Source organism: Streptomyces glomeratus, assembly GCF_021462825.1.
GTDB classification, from domain to species: Bacteria; Actinomycetota; Actinomycetes; order Streptomycetales; family Streptomycetaceae; genus Streptomyces; species Streptomyces glomeratus.
In genome coordinates this window covers 78579-94347 of sequence record NZ_JAKEEB010000011.1, presented here as the reverse complement: position 1 = coordinate 94347, position 15769 = coordinate 78579, and the positions used below count along the sequence as shown (strand labels likewise).

At 71.3% G+C, this 15769-nt stretch carries 15 protein-coding genes, 1 tRNA gene and 1 pseudogene; 9 read left to right on the top strand and 8 right to left on the bottom strand.

Annotated features, from left to right (window positions below):
• Positions 1-137: 137 nt before the first annotated feature.
• Both LZ604_RS35745 and LZ604_RS15920 read left to right on the top strand, forming a co-directional pair.
• A complete protein-coding gene (locus LZ604_RS35745; protein ID WP_267971426.1) occupies positions 138-266 on the top strand; it encodes a hypothetical protein in 129 nt (42 codons plus the stop codon).
• A 139-nt stretch (positions 267-405) separates the two neighbouring features.
• Positions 406-1410 carry a hypothetical protein gene (locus LZ604_RS15920; protein ID WP_234515764.1) on the top strand — a complete coding sequence of 335 codons (1005 nt, stop codon included), beginning with the start codon at positions 406-408 and terminating at the stop codon, positions 1408-1410.
• 115 nt (positions 1411-1525) lie between these two features.
• Here LZ604_RS15920 and LZ604_RS15915 read toward each other — a convergent pair whose 3' ends face one another.
• A complete protein-coding gene (locus tag LZ604_RS15915) occupies positions 1526-1981 on the bottom strand; it encodes a BTAD domain-containing putative transcriptional regulator (RefSeq protein ID WP_234515866.1) in 456 nt (151 codons plus the stop codon).
• Positions 1982-2209: 228 nt separating this feature from the next.
• Between LZ604_RS15915 and LZ604_RS15910 the strand changes: the two genes are divergently transcribed.
• On the top strand, positions 2210-3190 hold the full coding sequence (locus LZ604_RS15910; protein ID WP_234515763.1) for a recombinase family protein: 981 nt from the start codon (positions 2210-2212) through the stop codon (positions 3188-3190).
• A gap of 163 nt (positions 3191-3353) precedes the next feature.
• Here LZ604_RS15910 and LZ604_RS15905 read toward each other — a convergent pair.
• From LZ604_RS15905 to LZ604_RS15890, 4 genes are all read right to left on the bottom strand, one after another.
• A tRNA-Leu gene (locus LZ604_RS15905) sits at positions 3354-3438 on the bottom strand.
• A gap of 178 nt (positions 3439-3616) precedes the next feature.
• Positions 3617-5158, bottom strand: a complete 1542-nt coding sequence (locus LZ604_RS15900; RefSeq protein ID WP_234515762.1) for an aldehyde dehydrogenase family protein — start codon at positions 5156-5158, stop codon at positions 3617-3619.
• Positions 5159-5408: 250 nt separating this feature from the next.
• The gene (locus LZ604_RS15895) at positions 5409-6086 is read right to left on the bottom strand and encodes a GntR family transcriptional regulator (protein WP_234515761.1); all 678 of its coding nucleotides are present in this window, start codon (positions 6084-6086) and stop codon (positions 5409-5411) included.
• A gap of 88 nt (positions 6087-6174) precedes the next feature.
• On the bottom strand, positions 6175-7122 hold the full coding sequence (locus LZ604_RS15890; protein ID WP_234515760.1) for a beta-ketoacyl-ACP synthase III: 948 nt from the start codon (positions 7120-7122) through the stop codon (positions 6175-6177).
• Positions 7123-7281: 159 nt separating this feature from the next.
• Here LZ604_RS15890 and LZ604_RS36250 point away from each other — a divergent pair.
• Positions 7282-7422, top strand: a pseudogene (locus LZ604_RS36250) (2Fe-2S iron-sulfur cluster-binding protein); the annotation flags it as partial.
• A 28-nt stretch (positions 7423-7450) separates the two neighbouring features.
• Positions 7451-8299, top strand: a complete 849-nt coding sequence (gene fdhD / locus LZ604_RS15885) for a formate dehydrogenase accessory sulfurtransferase FdhD (protein WP_234515759.1) — start codon at positions 7451-7453, stop codon at positions 8297-8299.
• A 136-nt stretch (positions 8300-8435) separates the two neighbouring features.
• Here fdhD and LZ604_RS15880 read toward each other — a convergent pair whose 3' ends face one another.
• Together LZ604_RS15880 and LZ604_RS15875 are read right to left on the bottom strand one after the other, a co-directional pair.
• Positions 8436-8963: an isochorismatase family protein gene (locus tag LZ604_RS15880; RefSeq protein WP_234515758.1), complete on the bottom strand. Its 528-nt coding sequence runs from the start codon at positions 8961-8963 to the stop codon at positions 8436-8438.
• 19 nt (positions 8964-8982) lie between these two features.
• Positions 8983-9420, bottom strand: coding sequence for a MarR family winged helix-turn-helix transcriptional regulator (locus tag LZ604_RS15875; RefSeq protein ID WP_234515757.1), 438 nt, complete (start codon positions 9418-9420; stop codon positions 8983-8985).
• A gap of 82 nt (positions 9421-9502) precedes the next feature.
• Here LZ604_RS15875 and LZ604_RS15870 point away from each other — a divergent pair, with 82 nt between their 5' ends.
• From LZ604_RS15870 to LZ604_RS15860, 3 genes are all read left to right on the top strand, one after another.
• A complete protein-coding gene (locus LZ604_RS15870; RefSeq protein ID WP_234515756.1) occupies positions 9503-10420 on the top strand; it encodes a quinone oxidoreductase family protein in 918 nt (305 codons plus the stop codon).
• 162 nt (positions 10421-10582) lie between these two features.
• Positions 10583-12460 carry a sialidase family protein gene (locus tag LZ604_RS15865; RefSeq protein WP_234515755.1) on the top strand — a complete coding sequence of 626 codons (1878 nt, stop codon included), beginning with the start codon at positions 10583-10585 and terminating at the stop codon, positions 12458-12460.
• 10 nt (positions 12461-12470) lie between these two features.
• A complete protein-coding gene (locus LZ604_RS15860; protein ID WP_234515754.1) occupies positions 12471-13703 on the top strand; it encodes a DUF5005 domain-containing protein in 1233 nt (410 codons plus the stop codon).
• Here LZ604_RS15860 and LZ604_RS15855 read toward each other — a convergent pair.
• Positions 13642-14679, bottom strand: a complete 1038-nt coding sequence (locus LZ604_RS15855) for a bile acid:sodium symporter family protein (protein ID WP_234515753.1) — start codon at positions 14677-14679, stop codon at positions 13642-13644. The genes LZ604_RS15860 and LZ604_RS15855 overlap by 62 nt on opposite strands.
• A 132-nt stretch (positions 14680-14811) precedes the next feature.
• Here LZ604_RS15855 and LZ604_RS15850 point away from each other — a divergent pair, with 132 nt between their 5' ends.
• Positions 14812-15675 (top strand): LysR substrate-binding domain-containing protein, encoded by an 864-nt coding sequence (locus LZ604_RS15850; RefSeq protein ID WP_234515752.1) that lies wholly within the window; start codon positions 14812-14814, stop codon positions 15673-15675.
• The last annotated feature ends 94 nt before the right edge of the window (positions 15676-15769 follow it).

The following is a 15769-nucleotide window of genomic DNA, read 5'->3' as shown; positions in this document are numbered from 1 at the left end:
GTGTCTGACCTGCGGTTTTCGTCAGGCGGCTGGAGTGTAGCGGGCTGCGGAGTGGTCAGGGGTGGCCTTCAGCAGGCCGCCGCTCGATCGTGCGTCAGGGCCGCAGATAGTGACAGCCTGCGGGGCAGCTTCCCCACGTGATCACCGAGTGTGTTGCTGAGCAGTGGGACCTGGAACTGGACGACCTCTTCGTGACCATCGGCCATCGCTTCGGCCGGGTGGAACTACGCCGCCGGATGCGCGACTACGTACGCGGCCGCCAGTAGCCATTGTTGCCGATCGTGGGGGTCTGGTTGAGGCCCAGCTCGGCGAGGTGCCGACCTTGTCCGTGGGTGCGTACACCGGCGCACCCAGGCATCTACCTGCCTGTACACCACTGAGGCCCACGGTTCGACTGGAGAGACGATGATCAAGCGGGTGGGCTTCTTCCGGGAGCTCGGCGGCCACGGCGACCGGTCGGCTTCCGTCCCTTCGCTCCGCGATGCGGTCAGGCCCACGGGTGAGTGGGACGAGGACCGGGTCATCGCGTACCTGGAATCGTCCACCGAGATCTACTCCACCATGGGGGCCGAGCGCGACGTCATCAGCGGCGATGAATGGATCTCCGGTGCCGGATCGCTGGTCACGGACGGAACGTGGTTGTGGCCCGTCGAGCTCGCACACTACGTACGTAACCATCACCTCGCTCTTCCCGCCGAGTTCGTCGACCACATCCGAGCCAACGACTACACAAGTCCTGCCCTGTCCCACGAGCAGGCCCTCGAAATCTTCAACGAGCACTTCGACCGGGACGCCCCGGCCAACACCGCCGCCCCGCGCTCTGTGCTGAGGCCGTTCGTCGCGTGGTACTTGCCGGCTCTGACCAGCCCATCGAGCCAGGCGCTGGTCACGCAGCTCGGAGCAGCGGGCCTCTCGGTCGCGCATCCGCTCACGGATGCCGTCTTCGGCTTCCGCGAGACTGAGGAAGGCAAAAAAGAGCCGCTCACGGGCGGTCCCGACGTACTGGCGGCGTCCCTGGCCAGCGCCAAGTACCGCGAAATCGAGTTCCAGTGCTGGATGGGTTACGACCAGTCCCTCGCAGCCAATGTGCGGCGCATTGATCCGTCAACCCAGAGGTTCACCTTCCGGATCGCCGACGTCCCCGAAGCCGATCGCGACGAAGCCGTCGCCGCGCTGAAACGAACGCTCGACCATGACGCGGCGCACTGCCTAGGACTCGTCATTGACCGCATCGGCACATCCGGCGGACAGGACTGGGATCTCATCTTGGTCGGGTCGGGGGAGCAACTGACCGCCTGGCCGGATACCATCGGGATCCAGTGGGATCGCCTGTCCGCCCACCCTGAGTTCGCCGCCGCGAAGCCGACGGAGTACGGGCCGCTCGCGGTGTTCCATCGCCCTGAGCGGTGACCGCCACTCCGCGGCGAACAGCGAAACCGATCATGTGATGTGCCTCTCCGACCGACCTACTCGAGGCCTCGTCGCCCAGGCCAGCGCATTCAGGTTGGACAACGCTCTATGCGGGTCAGAACCGGGAGACGGGTTGGTTCCACCGCACGTTTCGACCCTGGGTCCTGGTTGCGATCAGGGCTTGGGTGGCCGGCTCGGGCTCCAGGCCGAGGTCGGCGAGATGCCGCTCGAGGCGTGTGTAGGTATGCCGGGCGGCATCGTGGCGGCCTGCAGTCTGGTAGAGGCGGATGGCGTGCTGGGCGAGCCGTTCGTGGTCAGGGTGCAGGGCTGTGAACGGGAGGTTGCGAAGGCGTCTTTCAGGCAGCGTGTGAAGTCGGCGAGGTCGGTTTCCACGAGGTCGGGGTGCAGTTTGTGGAGTCCTCCCGTGATCCGCTTCGCCTTCACCGGACGCTGCTCTACCGAGGACCTTTAAGATCCCGAAGCCCCCCGAAACTGGCAGTTCACCAGCGCCCAAGCCCTGATCGAACCCGCCGGCGGCCAGATCGTCACCGAGTACTTCGACATCGGCCACAGCCGCTCCCTGCCCTGGCAGCGCCGCCCCCGCGCCAACACCCTCCTCCAGTCCCTCCGCAACCCCAACCGCGGCTTCGAGGCAGTCGTCATCGGGGAGCCGCAGCGCACCTTCTACGGCAACCAGTTCGGCAACACCTTCCCCGTCTTCGTCCACTTCCGCATCCCGCTCTGGGTACCGGAGGTCGGCGGCCCGATCGACCCGGACAACGAGGCCCACGGCCTCGTCATGTCCGTCTTCGGCGGCATGAGCAAGGGAGAACGCAAACGCATCAAGATCCGAGTGCGCACCGCCATGAGCTCCCAGGCCCAGCTCCAGGGCCGCTACCTCGGCGGCCGACCACCCTACGGCTACCGGATCACCGACGCCGGACCCCACCCCAACCCTTCAAAAGCCGCCGCCGGACAGCTCATCCACAAACTCGAACCCGATCCCGTCGCCGCACCCATCGTGCAGCGGATCTTCACCATGCTCACCCGCGAAGGCATCCCCTGCCCCTCCGCCCACGACGCCGCCCGCAATCCGCACTGGGCGAAGACCGCATGGCAGCAGGGCGCCGTGCGCGCCATCCTCATCAATCCCCGCTACACCGGCTACGAGATCTGGAACAAGCAACGCAAGGAAGAACGCCTCCTCGACGTCGACGACGTCACCCTCGGCCACACCAGCCGCATGACCCACAACCCCGCCGAGGAGTCGATCCGCTCCAACGAGCCCGCCCACGAAGCGATCATCAGCCCCAGCCGGTTCGATACCGTCCAAGCCCTCCGCAGGCCGCGTGCCCGCAATCAGGGACGGCGGGAGCGCGCAGGAAAGCAAGGCGCACGCCCCTACGCCCTGCGCGGACGGGTCAGGTGCAGCCTGTGCGGGCGTAAGATGCAGCCCGCCACCATCCGCAGTCGCGTCTACTACCGCTGCGAGTGCAAAGAGGAAGAAGCCGCCCTCTATCCCGACCTGACGCACCCGCGCACCGTCTACCCGAGGGAAGACAGCGTGTGCCAGGCCCTGGACCGGTGGATCGCCCGGGCCTTCGCCCTCGATCGGCTCTCCGCCACCATCGAAGCGCTCACCCATGCGAGCGCCGCAGCAAGCACCGCAGAAGGCCCAGCGGGACAAGGACGCGGCGCAGAAGAAGCTCGACGCGCACCCCGCCGTGCCCCGGAAGAAGCAGTCCCCGCTCGACGCGCGACAGAACCGGCAGATCACTGAGAGTCTTGGAGACATTGCACAGCGCATCCAACCCGTCGCCGTCGAGGAGAAAGGCCCGCTCTACGACGCCCTGGGCATCGCTATCAGCCACGAAAACGCAACGAGGACCGCGATCGTAAGATCGAGGCCCTCGCCACCGTATCGTCGTTGGTCGTTGTCGTTGTGTCCGAGGGGGGACTTGAACCCCCACGCCCGATAAAGGGCACTAGCACCTCAAGCTAGCGCGTCTGCCATTCCGCCACCCGGACTAGGTGTCTGCCGCCGGGCCGGGGGTCTTCCCCGCGGCGGCGACAGGGACAACAATACCAAGCTTTCGGAGTGGCCTTCACCTGCGTATTCGCCTGCGCGCTCGGCCGTGCGGCGGGGTCGCCCGGTCACAGGCAGTGACCGGGCGGCCGAATCGCCGTGCAGAGGGCCGGTCTGCCGCTACGGCATGAGCTGGTACTCCGGGAAGTTCCCCGGCAGCCGCTCCCCCGCCGGTCCCCGGGTCACCGCGCGGACGAGCAGCTCACCGCCCACGAAGGCGCCGCGCCAGGAGGCGCCGAAGCCGCCGAAGAGCTCGTCGCGGTCACCGCGGGAGCGGGGCTTTCCACGGCCCACCTTGAAGGCGCGGATCTGCGGGGCCAGGCGGTCGTAGGTCTCCTGGTCGTCCGTCGCCAGAGTCGCGACCAGCGCGCCGTTCGACGCGTTCATCGCCGCCAGCAGCTCCGCCTCCGTGTCGACCAGGACGATGGTGTCGACCGGGCCGAAGGGTTCCGCGTGGTGCAGCGGAGAGGACGGGGGCGGGTTCAGGAGTGTCACGGGGTGCACATAGGCGGATGTGTCCTGGCCGGGCAGGAAGCGGGCGTCCGCCGGCCTCCCACGGTGCAGGGGGACCGCGCCGCGGTCGATCGCCTCGGCCACCTGGTCGGACAGTTCCTTCGCCTTGGCCGCGTTGATCAGCGGACCGAAGTCCAGCTCCGGGTAGGGGTCGTCGCGCTTCTCGACCGCCAGCGGGTGGCCGACCCGCACACGGCGGACCGCCGGGAGGTACGCCGCGAGGAACTCGTCGAACAGGGAGCGCTGGACCACGAAGCGCGGGTACGCCGTGCAGCGCTGTTTGCCGTAGTCGAAGAGCTTCGGGACGACCGCGGTGAGTGATTCCCAGTCCGTGTAGTTCCAGATGCCCCAGGTGTTGAGGCCCTCTTGTTCGAGAATGTGCCGTTTGCCCAGGTCGGCGACTGCCGTGGCCACCGCGGCGCCGGTGTCCCGGCCGCCGACGAAGGAGACACAGCCGATTTCGGGGGCCCGCACCAGCGCCTCCGACAGCTCGCCCCCGCTGCCGCTGACCAGGGTGACGGGGACCCCTTCGCGTGCGGCGAGCGCACAGGCAAGGGTGAGGCAGGCCACCCCGCCGTCGGTCGGCGTCTTGGCGATGACGGCGTTGCCCGCCAGGGCCTGCACCAGCATCGCGTGCACCAGGACACTCATCGGATAGTTCCAGCTCGCGATGTTCGACACCGGGCCGTCCAGCGGGACCCGCTCGCCGATCATCGGTTCGATCCCATCGACGTACCAGCGCACGCCGTCGATGGCCCGGTCCACGTCGGCCCGCGCGAGCCGCCAGGGTTTTCCGATCTCCCAGACGAGCAGGAGCGCCAGCAGATCGCGGTGTTCCGTGAGGGCGTCCAGGGTCGCGGCGACCCGGGCCCGACGTTCGGGCAGGGGCACCTGGCGCCAGCGGCGGTGCTGGTCCAGCGCGGCTCGCACGGCGCGGCGGGCGCTGTCACGGCCCAGGCGCGGCGGGCCGGCGATGGGGCTGCCGTCGACCGGGCTGGTCGCGGGCAGCGCATGGCCGTCCGCCTGCCAGGAGGAGTCCCAGAGGTTCAGGACACGGTCGTCCCGGAAGGCCTCGGGGGCTGCTTCGAGGCAGCGCCGCCAGGCGTCGGACCAGGAAGTACCGGATTTGAGGGTGAGGGTGAGTGCCATTCGGTTGCTCCGCTCTCGGTGCACAGTCGGGGGCGGGTCGTGCATGGCTTGTCGTGTTCCACGGGTTGCGCCGCACAGATGCCCGCGGAGGAGATGCCCTCTATTGCAGGCGCATGGGATGTCCCACGGATAGCGTGCGGCTTCCCGGCCGACCATACGTTCAGAGAGCTCGTACGGTCGCACGGAGGACGCTAGCGAGGCGTCGTCGCGTCTGAAAGTAACGTCGCCCCAACTATGAGTGACGTCACCCTCAGGGCATCGTCCGGGCGTGATACGAACGCCGCGTGTGCTCGGTGTGTTCGCGCATGAGCCGGGTGGCCCGCTGCTCGTCGCGGTCGGCGATCGCGGCGATCAGCTCGCGGTGCTCGTTCCAGGACTGCTGTCCCCGCTGCCGGGCGACCGGGGTGTAGTACCACCGCACCCGTCGGTCGACCTGCCCGGCCAGCTCCGCGAGGACCGCGTTGCCCGCGAGTTCCATCACCTTCGCATGGAAGCGGGCGTTCAGCGCGACGGCCCCGTCGACGTCGTCCTCGGCGACGGCGCGCTCTCCCTGCGCGCACAGCTCCTCCAGGGCCGCGATGCCGGGGCTTCCCGCGTGCGCGGCGGCCAGCCGGGCTGCCTCCGCCTCCAGCAGCGTACGCACCGTCAGCAGCTGGTCGGCCTCCTCCTCCGTCGGCTCGTGCACGAACGCGCCCTGAGCGGGCCGCAGATCGACCCAGCCCTCGGTGTTCAGCCGCTGGAGCGCCTCGCGCACCGGCTGCCGGGAGACCCCGAGGTGCCCGGCGAGTTCGCTCTCCACCAGATGCCGGCCGGGCTGGAGGGCGCGCGTGGTGATGAGTTCGAGCAGCGCCTCGTAGACGCGGTCGCGCAGCGGGCCGGGGCGCTCCAGCCGGGGCATCGCTCCGTGCGGCAGTCCTCTCGACGACATCGCGGTCCCCTTCCAGGGCAACGGCAGCGCGGTGGCCGGGAGACCAGTATGGAGGGCCGGCCCGGCCCGTAGGCGGCCCCGGGGCCGCCTACGGACACCTGACGATCTGGCCCGCGTACGAGAGATTTCCGCCGAAGCCGAAGAGGAGCACCCGGTCGCCCGTCGAGATCTCCCCGCGCTCCACGAGCTTGGACAGGGCGAGCGGGATGCTCGCCGCCGAGGTGTTGCCGGATTCGGCGACATCGCGGGCGACGACCGCGTTGACCGCGCCGAGCTTCTCGGCGAGCGGCTCGATGATGCGCAGGTTCGCCTGGTGCAGCACGACCGCCGCGAGGTCCTCGGGCGCCGTCCCGGCCCGTTCGCACACCTGACGGGCGATGGGCGGCAGCTGGGTGGTGGCCCACCGGTACACGCTCTGCCCCTCCTGCGCGAACCGCGGGGGCGTGCCCTCGATGCGCACCGCGTGTCCCATCCCGGGCACCGAGCCCCACACCACCGGCCCGATCCCGGACTCGGCCCCGGCGGGACAGGCCTCGACCACGGCGGCCCCGGCACCGTCCCCGACCAGGACGCACGTCGATCGGTCGGTCCAGTCCGTCACGTCGGACATCTTGTCGGCGCCGATCACGAGCGCCCGGGTGGCCGCGCCCGCGCGCACGGTGTGGTCGGCGGTGGCGAGTGCGTGCGTGAAGCCCGCGCAGACGACGTTGACGTCCATCGCGGCCGGCTGCGGGATGCCGAGCCGGGCCGCGACACGGGCGGCCGTGTTGGGCGAGCGGTCGACGGCGGTGGAGGTGGCGACCAGGACCAGGTCGATGTCGCCCGGTGCCAGGCCCGCCGCCGCGAGGGCCTTGGCCGCGGCGTGCGCGGCCAGCTCGTCGACGGGCTCGTCGGGGCCGGCGATGTGGCGTGTGCGGATGCCCACCCGGGTCCTGATCCACTCGTCGCTGGTGTCGACCATGCTCGCCAGGTCCTCGTTGGTGAGCACCGTGGCGGGCTGGTAGTGGCCGACGGCGGCGATGCGTGAGCCGTGCATGGGTGGTTTCCCCTCGTTGCCGTGGGTAGCGGGATCCACCAGTCTGATCAATGACTCACGGGTACGGCGGCAGGCGAAGCGACAGTAATGGTGCGTCCGTGTTGTCGGCTTCCCGCAGACCCTCGGACGCCCGAGGATCCGCGGTACCGCCGTGCTTCGCCGACCGGGTCGGAGTTCGACCGGCGCGCTGCGGGTACCTGGGACGAGTCGGCGCAGACGCGTGCGACCGCCGTGTGCGCGTCTGCGGTGTGGGCTGCGCCTATGACCTGCACGGTGCAGGACAATGACCGGGTGAGGGTCCACCTACAGAACCGGGGCTGATCAGGACATGGGACGAGTCACGGAACGACGCAAGGTGATCCGCATCCGGGGCGGCGCCGTCTCCGCCCGCCCGGACACGCTCGTCGCGGAGGAGCCGCTGGAGATCCGGCTGAACGGGAAGCCGCTCGCGATCACGATGCGCACCCCTGGTGACGACTTCGCGCTGGCGGCCGGATTCCTGGTCAGCGAGGGGGTGCTCGGCGCGGCTGGTGAGCTGCGGAACATCGTCTACTGCGCCGGGGCGACCGTGGACGGGTCGAACACGTACAACGTGGTGGACGTGCAGACCGCGCCGGGCGTGGCGATCCCGGACATCACCCTCGAGCGCAATGTGTACACGACCTCCTCGTGCGGTCTGTGCGGCAAGGCGAGCCTGGACGCGGTCCGTACGACGGCTCGCTGGCCCATCGCGGACAACCCCCCGGTCCGGGTGGATCCGGAGCTGCTCGCGAGCCTCCCCGACCGGCTGCGGGCCGCCCAGCGGGTCTTCGACCGGACCGGGGGGCTGCACGCCGCCGGCCTGTTCGCCGAGGACGGGGAGCTGCTCGACGTCCGGGAAGACGTCGGCCGGCACAACGCGGTCGACAAGCTGGTCGGCCGGGCCCTGCAGAACGACGGCCTGCCGCTGTCCCGCTCGATCCTGCTGGTCTCGGGGCGGGCCTCCTTCGAGCTGGCGCAGAAGGCCGTGATGGCGGGCATCCCGGTGCTGGCGGCGGTCTCGGCGCCCTCGTCGCTGGCGGTCGACCTGGCCACGGAGACCGGTCTGACGCTGGTGGGCTTTCTGCGGGGCAGCTCCATGAACGTGTACGCGGGCGAGGACCGCATCCGCCTGCGGACCGCGGCCGCCCAGGGCTGACCGGGCCCCCGCGGCACGGCGGCGGGGCCCCGACCGGCGGGAAGCGCCCCCTGCGCCGCAGGGGCCCCGTCGCAGCCCCCGCTCCCGGGCGCCCCGTGCGGACGCGGCGGGTCGGGGTGGGCGCCGGCCCGGCCGGTCACCCCGGTGTGAGGCGCACCTGTGAGGCCGTCACGACCGATCCCAGTCGGGGGAAGTCGAGCCGGATCGACGCCTCGTGCTCGGCGGCGGTGAACGCGGTCATGGCGTCCTCGACGAAGACGAGGGCATAGCCGAGGTCGGCGGCGGCGCGGGCGGTGGACTCGACGCCCAGGTTGGTGGCGATGCCACCGAACACCAGCGTGGTGATCCCGCGCTCCCTCAGGCGCTCGTCGAGGCGGGTGCCCTGGAAGCCGCCGACCGTCCCCTTCACCACCTCCAGGTCGCCGTCCCGGAGCAGGCCGGCCGCGAGGCTGCTGCCGGGCGGCTGTTCGGCGACCGAGGGGCGTTCGACGCGGAGGAGCACGACGGGCGCGCCGGCCGAGCGGAACGTGCGGGCCAACTCCTCCGCGGTGAGCAGGACTTCGGTGCCCTTGCGGGGTTCCAGGGGCAGCGCGACGATGCGCTCCATCAGATCGACGAGCACAAGCGCGGTGCGCGTGGGATCGAGAGTGAGAGGTGCGGTCATGACGGAACGTTAGCCGCCATCAGCCGTCCGTGCCCGAAATCCGGATCAGCAGATCCATGAAGTGGTCGCGTTCGGCCGCCGAGAGCGGGGCGAGCAGGGCGTCGTTGGCCTCGCGGGCCGCCTTCTCGCAGCGCTCCAGCAGCCGTCGGCCCTCCCGGGTGAGCGAGACGGCATTCTTGCGCCGGTCCTTCGGGTCCGGCGCGCGCACCACGAACCCCGCGGACTGCAGGTCGTTGAGGATGCCGACCAGATCCTTGGGGTCGAGTCCGATGCCACGGCCGAGGTCGGCCTGGGCGACAGGGGCGAGGTCGCGGACGGCGGAGAGCACCACGTGGTGCCACATCTTCAGGCCTTCGGCGGCGAGCGCCTCGGCCACCAGGGCGCGGCCGCGTGCCGCGGCGCGGCCGAGGAGCCAGCTCGGCAGGGAGCGGATCGCGGTCAGGGGTGCTTCGGTCATGACCGGAGCCTAACGAAAAGTCATTGGACCTCCCCATGAAATCCGGATACCGTTGGGAGTCCCAACGATTTCTGGAGGTGCGATGCGTCGCGTCCGGTACGAGTCCGCCCGCGGCCCCCTGTTCGTCGAGGAGGCACCCGTGCCCGAGGCCCGTCCCGGTGAACTCCTGGTGCGCTGCGAGGCCGTGGGAGTCACCCTGCCCGTCGTGCGCAAGGTCACCGAGGCCGCCGAGCCGATCCCGCTCGGCGGGGAGATCGCGGGCGAGGTGGTGGCGGTCGGCGGCGGCGTCACCCGCTTCCGGGCGGGCGACCGGGTGACGGGGCTGTGCTTCGGGCACGGGTACGCCGACTTCGCCGTGCTGCACGAGACCATGGCCTCCCCCGTGCCCGGCCACGCCACGGCCGTAGACGCCGTCGCGCTGGTCCGCAGCGGTCTGGTCGCGCTCGGCGCGCTCGCCGCGGCCCACCCGGAGTACGGCGAGTCGGCGCTGGTCACCGGGGCGGCGAGTGGCGTCGGCCACCTCGCGGTGCAACTGGCCCGGGCACGTGGCGCGTCCCGCGTCCTGGGCGCGGTGTCGGGGTCCGGAAAGGCGGAGTTCGTGCGGTCGCTCGGTGCCGACGAAGTGGTCACGTACGACGCCCCCGACTGGGGAAAGCCCGTCGACTACGCCCTGGACGCGGTCGGCGGCGCCCTGCTCACCCCGGCGCTGGCCGCCGTGGCCCCGGGCGGACGGCTGGTCACGTACAGCTCGGGCGGCGGCACACTTCAGGCATACGACCTGCTGGTGGGCGCGAAGACCGTGACCGGCTTCCAGATGGCGCGGATCGCCCGCGGACAGCCGGAGCTGTACGAACGGTGGCGACGGGAGCTGTGGCAGCTGTTCGCCGACGGGGCGCTGAGACCCGTCGTGCACGCGGAGTTCCCGCTGGAGGAGGCGGCGAAGGCCCATGCGGTGATCGAGTCGCGCGCCAACCGCGGCAAGGTGGTGCTGCGGCCCTGACCCCGCCACGGCCGCTCCGCCCCTGCGGGGGAAGGTGTGCCCTGCACCCTTCTTGTGGGGCCGCTGAGGCCCCAAGTACCGTCTGGGACCGGCACGTTGGACGTGGGACGTCCTGTATGTCCTGCGCACATGAGTCCCGACGCATGAAGGGCGGGCCGCACCATGGCGTCAAGTCTCCGTGCACGACTCGGATCGACCCTGACCGCCGTCCTCACCGCCACCGCACTCCTCGCGCTGCCGAGCCCGGCGGGCGCGCAACAAGCCGGAGGCGAGGGCGGTTTCGAACAGCAGGTGCTCTTCAAGGCCTCCCAGGACCCCGGCTACTCCTGCTTCCGCATACCGGCCGTCATCAGGACGGTGAGGGGCACCCTGCTCGCCTTCGCCGAGGGCCGCGTGCTCAACTGCGGTGACGCGGCCGACGTCGACATCGTGGTCAAGCGCTCCACCGACGGCGGCCGCACCTGGGGCCCGTTGCAGGTCGTCAACGAGGGTGCCGGGGACACACACGGCAACCCGGCGCCCCTCGTGGACCGGGAGACGGGCCGCATCCTGCTCGCCGAGACGTACAACACGGGCCGCACGGACAGCGCGAGCTGCTCGGTGCCCTGCGACCGCACCCCTCATCTTCAGTCCAGCGACGACGACGGGCTGACCTGGTCGCAGCCGCGGGACCTGAGTCCGCAGATCCTGCCCGCGGACTGGAACTCCTGGTACGCGACCGGGCCCGTGCACGGCATCCAGCTGACCCGCGGCCGGCACGCGGGCCGCCTGGTCTTCGGCGTCAACGCCGAGACATGGAACGGCAGCCGGGTCACCGCGAACCACGCCGCGCTGATGACCAGCGACGACGGCGGCGACCACTGGCGCGTCGGCGCCACCGACTCCTGGCCGATCGCGGACGACGGCACCTTCCGCCAGAAGCCGTCCGAACTCGCCCTCACCGAGCGCGGTGACGGCTCGATCCTGGTCAGCGGGCGCGAGCAGGACGGCACCGACCTCGGCCACCGCACCCAGACCGTCAGCCGCGACGGCGGCGGCGGCTTCACCGCCCCCTTCCGTGATCTGCCGGACCTGTACGCACCCCAGGTCCAGGGCTCGATGCTGCGCCTGGGCGACCGCATCCTGCTGGCCTGCCCCGGCGACCCGGACCGCCGCCGGACGATGATGATCCGCTCCTCCTACGACGGCGGCCGCAGCTGGGACAGCGTGGACCGCGGCACGGTCGTCACCACGGACTGGTCCGGCTATTCGGACCTGGTCCGCATCGACGGGGACACCGTGGGGCTGACGTACGAGGGCGGTGCGGTCGACGCGCGCGACGAGATCCGGTTCGCCCGCTTCACCGAGGACTGGCTGCGGCCGCGCCGCGGCCCCGACCCCGTCACACCGGACCTCGCCCCGCACGCCCGGCCGGCCGCCGTCCTCGGCGGCGCGCAGCAGACGGACGGGGTGTTCGGCGGCGCCCTGGCGTTCGACGGCACCGACGACGCCGTACGCCTGCCGTATCGGTCCGGGCTCCCCCTGGGGAGCAAGGACTTCACCGCCTCACTGTGGTTCCGGTACACGGCTGCGAGCGGTGAGCAGCCCCTGCTCTGGATGGGCGGGATCGGCACCTCGCAGCCGCAGGTCTGGCTGCGTGCGGAGCCCGCCTCGAAACGCGTCCAGGGTCTGATCACGGTCCGCGACGGCGCCTCGGCACCGCGGTCCGCGTATGTGCGCACTTCGGGCGCGTACAACGACGGCCGGTGGCACCATGTGGCGCTGCGCCGCGGCGGAGGGCAGCTCACGCTGTTCGTCGACGGCACCGCGCTCGGCACGGCGGACGTGCCCGGTTCGGTGAGCCGCAACTCCCCCTTCGGCGTCCACATCGGCCAGCGGATGGACGGCCGGGCCTTCTTCACCGGCGCGATCGACGACGTCAGGGTCTACGACCGGGCGCTCGGTGACGACGAGATCGCCGCGCTGCGCACCGGCGCCCGACCGCCCGCGTGGGACACGGTGGTGTGGCTGCCCATGGACCGGGTGAGCGGCAGCCACTAACGTCCCCGGAGTGCCCGACGACGCCACGGCACGACGGCGGGCCGGGACCGGGCTCGGCCTGGTCCTGGCCCTGGTCTGCGCGGCAGTGCTGCTCACCGCCCTCCCCCGCCACGACCGGGAGGGCGGCGGCGTCTGCACACCGCGCACGCTCGGGTCCTGGACGGCCGACACCGCACTCGACACCGAGTTCACGCGGTACGGCGACGACCCGTCCCGCACCGACGACTGGACCGGCGGTGACGGCACCCATGCGGTACGCCTGCCGGACGGGCGGGTGCTGTGGCTGTTCTCGGACACCTATCTCGGGCAGGTGCACGGCCCGCCCAATCTGCTCGGCGAGCCGTACGCCTGGCGGGACGCCTCGGCGCCGCTGGTGCGCAACTCCGCGGTCGTGATGTCCCGCGCGGGCCGGCTGGAGAGGACACTGACCGCGCCGCTCTTCCCCGACCCGGCGCCCGGCCGATGGCGCTGGCCGGTGGCGGCCCAGGTCGAGCCTCGCTCCCCCGGCTCCTCCGAGCAGGTCGTCCGCGTTCTGCTGTGGACGCGTACGGCCGGCGCGTTTCCCTGGATCTACGGGGTTCCCGCCGCGACGGAGGTGGCCACGCTCTCCCTGCCGGACCTGCGTGTCGAGAGCGTCGTGCGCATCCTCGACCAGCAGCAGGTCCCCGACCCCTCCCGGCGGGTGCTGTTCGGCACGACGACGACGGTCGACGGGACGTGGACGTACGTATTCGGCGGCGACGACGCCCGGGCCGCCTCGCGCCCCGCCTCCCGGGCCTATCTGGCCCGGGTGGAACGCGGCCGGCTCGCCGAGGCCACGGCCTGGCAGTACTGGAACGGCTCGGCCTGGACGTCCCGGCCCCGCCTCGGGGCCGTCCTGGGCGACGGACGCGATACGGGCGTGGCCAGCGCGTTCACGGTGGTCCGCGACAGGGGGACGTACGTCCTGTTCACCATGGCCGCCGGCGCCCGGGGGCTGACCACGGTCACCTCCTACTGGGCCTGCGCACCCACCGGTCCCTGGCACGGCCCGGGCAAGGGACTGCCCGCGCCGCTGCCTCCGGGCCAGGTCGCCGCGTACAACCCGCAGGCGCATCCGGAGGTGAGCGGCCACGACGGGCTGGTGCTCAGCTACGACGTCAACTGGCTCGATGCGACGGGAGTCGCCGCGCAGGCGAACCTCAGCCGGAACGTGTCCCTGTACCGACCGCGCTTCGCGGTGCTGCGGCTGTCCCGGGGCTGACCGGGCGCTCGGGGTCGTGCGCGCGGCGTTTGGCGATCACCGCGCAGACCATGAGCTGCATCTGGTGGAAGAGCATCAGCGGGAGCACGGCCAGTGAGGCCTGCGCGCCGAACAGCACGCCGGCCATGGGCAGTCCGGAGGCGAGGGACTTCTTGGACCCGGCGAACTGGATCGCGATCCGGTCCTCCCGGCCGAAGCCCAATGCCCGGCTGCCGTACCAGGTCAGGCCCAGCATCACGGCGAGCAGGGCCGCCTCGACCACGAGGAGGCCGCCCAGCCGCAGCGGGCTCACCTGGTGCCAGATGCCCCGGACCACGCCCTCGCTGAAGGCGGTGTAGACGACCAGCAGGATCGAGCCCCGGTCGACGAGCCCGAGCCCCTTCTTGTGCCGGGTGACGAAGCGCCCGATCCAGGGCCGCAGAAGCTGGCCCGCGAGGAAGGGCACCAGCAGTTGCAGCACGATCTTGACAAGCGAGTCCGCGGAGAACCCGCCGCCGCTGTTGCCGAGCAGCGCCGCCGCGAGCAGCGGGGTGATGACGATGCCGGCGAGGGAGGAGAACGAGCCCGCGCAGATCGCCGCGGGCACATTGCCGCGGGCGATGGAGGTGAAAGCGATCGACGACTGGATGGTCGACGGGACGAGTGTGAGGAAGAGCAGGCCCGTGTACAGGTGGGGCGTCAGCAGCACCGGCACCAGGCCGCGCGCGGCGAGGCCGAGCAGCGGGAAGATCACGAAGGTGCAGGCCAGCACGGTGCCATGGAGGCGCCAGTGTTTCAGACCGGCCAGTGCCTCATGGGTGGAGAGCCGGGCCCCGTACAGGAAGAAGAGGAAGGCGATGGCGGCCGTGGAGGCTCCGGAGGCGACGTCCGCGGCCGTGTCCCGCGCCGGGACGAGGGCCGCAAGTCCCACCGTCCCCAGCAACAGGAGGATGTAGGGGTCGACGGGCATCCGATGCGGCCATCGCAGGCGTTTCACTGTGCTCCATTGCGTCGCTGTACGTCCGGTGCCGGACACGGTCGTGCCCTTGCCATCGTCCTCCTGCCGTCCGCGATCGGGAATCCCATACACCGCTCTGACTGTCATCGCGATTCGCGATAACCTGGGGGTGTGTACGACCCCGCCCAGCTGCGTACGTTTCTGGCGGTGGCCCAGACGCTGAGCTTCACACAGGCCGCCCGGCGGCTCGGGCTGCGTCAGTCGACGGTGAGCCAGCATGTGCGGCGCCTGGAGGCCGCGACCGGCCGCCCGCTGTTCGCCCGGGACACGCACTCCGTGCAGCTGACGGAGGACGGAGAGGCGATGCTGGGCTTCGCCCGGCGGATCCTCGAGGTGCATGAGCAGGCAACGGCGTTCTTCGCCGGCACACGGCTGCGGGGCCGGCTCCGGTTCGGTGCCTCTGAGGACTTCGTCCTGACCCGGCTGCCGGAGATCCTGGAGCGCTTCCGGTACGACCATCCCGAGGTGGACCTGGAGCTGACGGTCGAGCTGTCGGGCACGCTGCACGAGCAGCTCGCGGCGGGCAGGCTGGATCTGGTGCTGGCCAAGCGGCGCCCCCAGGACCCTCGCGGCCAGCTGGTCTGGCACGACAGGCTGGTGTGGATCGGCGCGGAGCGGCTGCGTCTGGACCCCGACCGCCCGGTGCCGCTGATCGTCTATCCGCCGCCGGGCATCACCCGCGCGCGTGCCCTTCAGGCGCTGGAGAGGCAGGGCCGCCCCTGGCGCATCGCCTGCACGAGCGGCAGCCTCAACGGCCTGATCGCGGCGGCCCGGGCCGGCCTCGGTGTGATGGCGCACTCCCGGGGACTGGTCCCGCCGGGTCTGGTGCGCGTTCCGGAGCGGGCCGGGCTGCCGGAGCTGGGAGAGATCGACTTCGTGCTGGTCCAGGCGGAGCGCCCGGGCCCGGCGCAGGACACGGCCCGGGCGCTTGCGGCGGCGATCCTGGCGGGCGGGGACCGGCTGCACCGCCGGTAGTCCACCGCGCCGGGATCTGCGGCCCCGGGTCACCACCCTTCACTACTGGCCAGTAGGATGTGCGGCGCGGTAATCGCGTCGTACAGATTCCGTG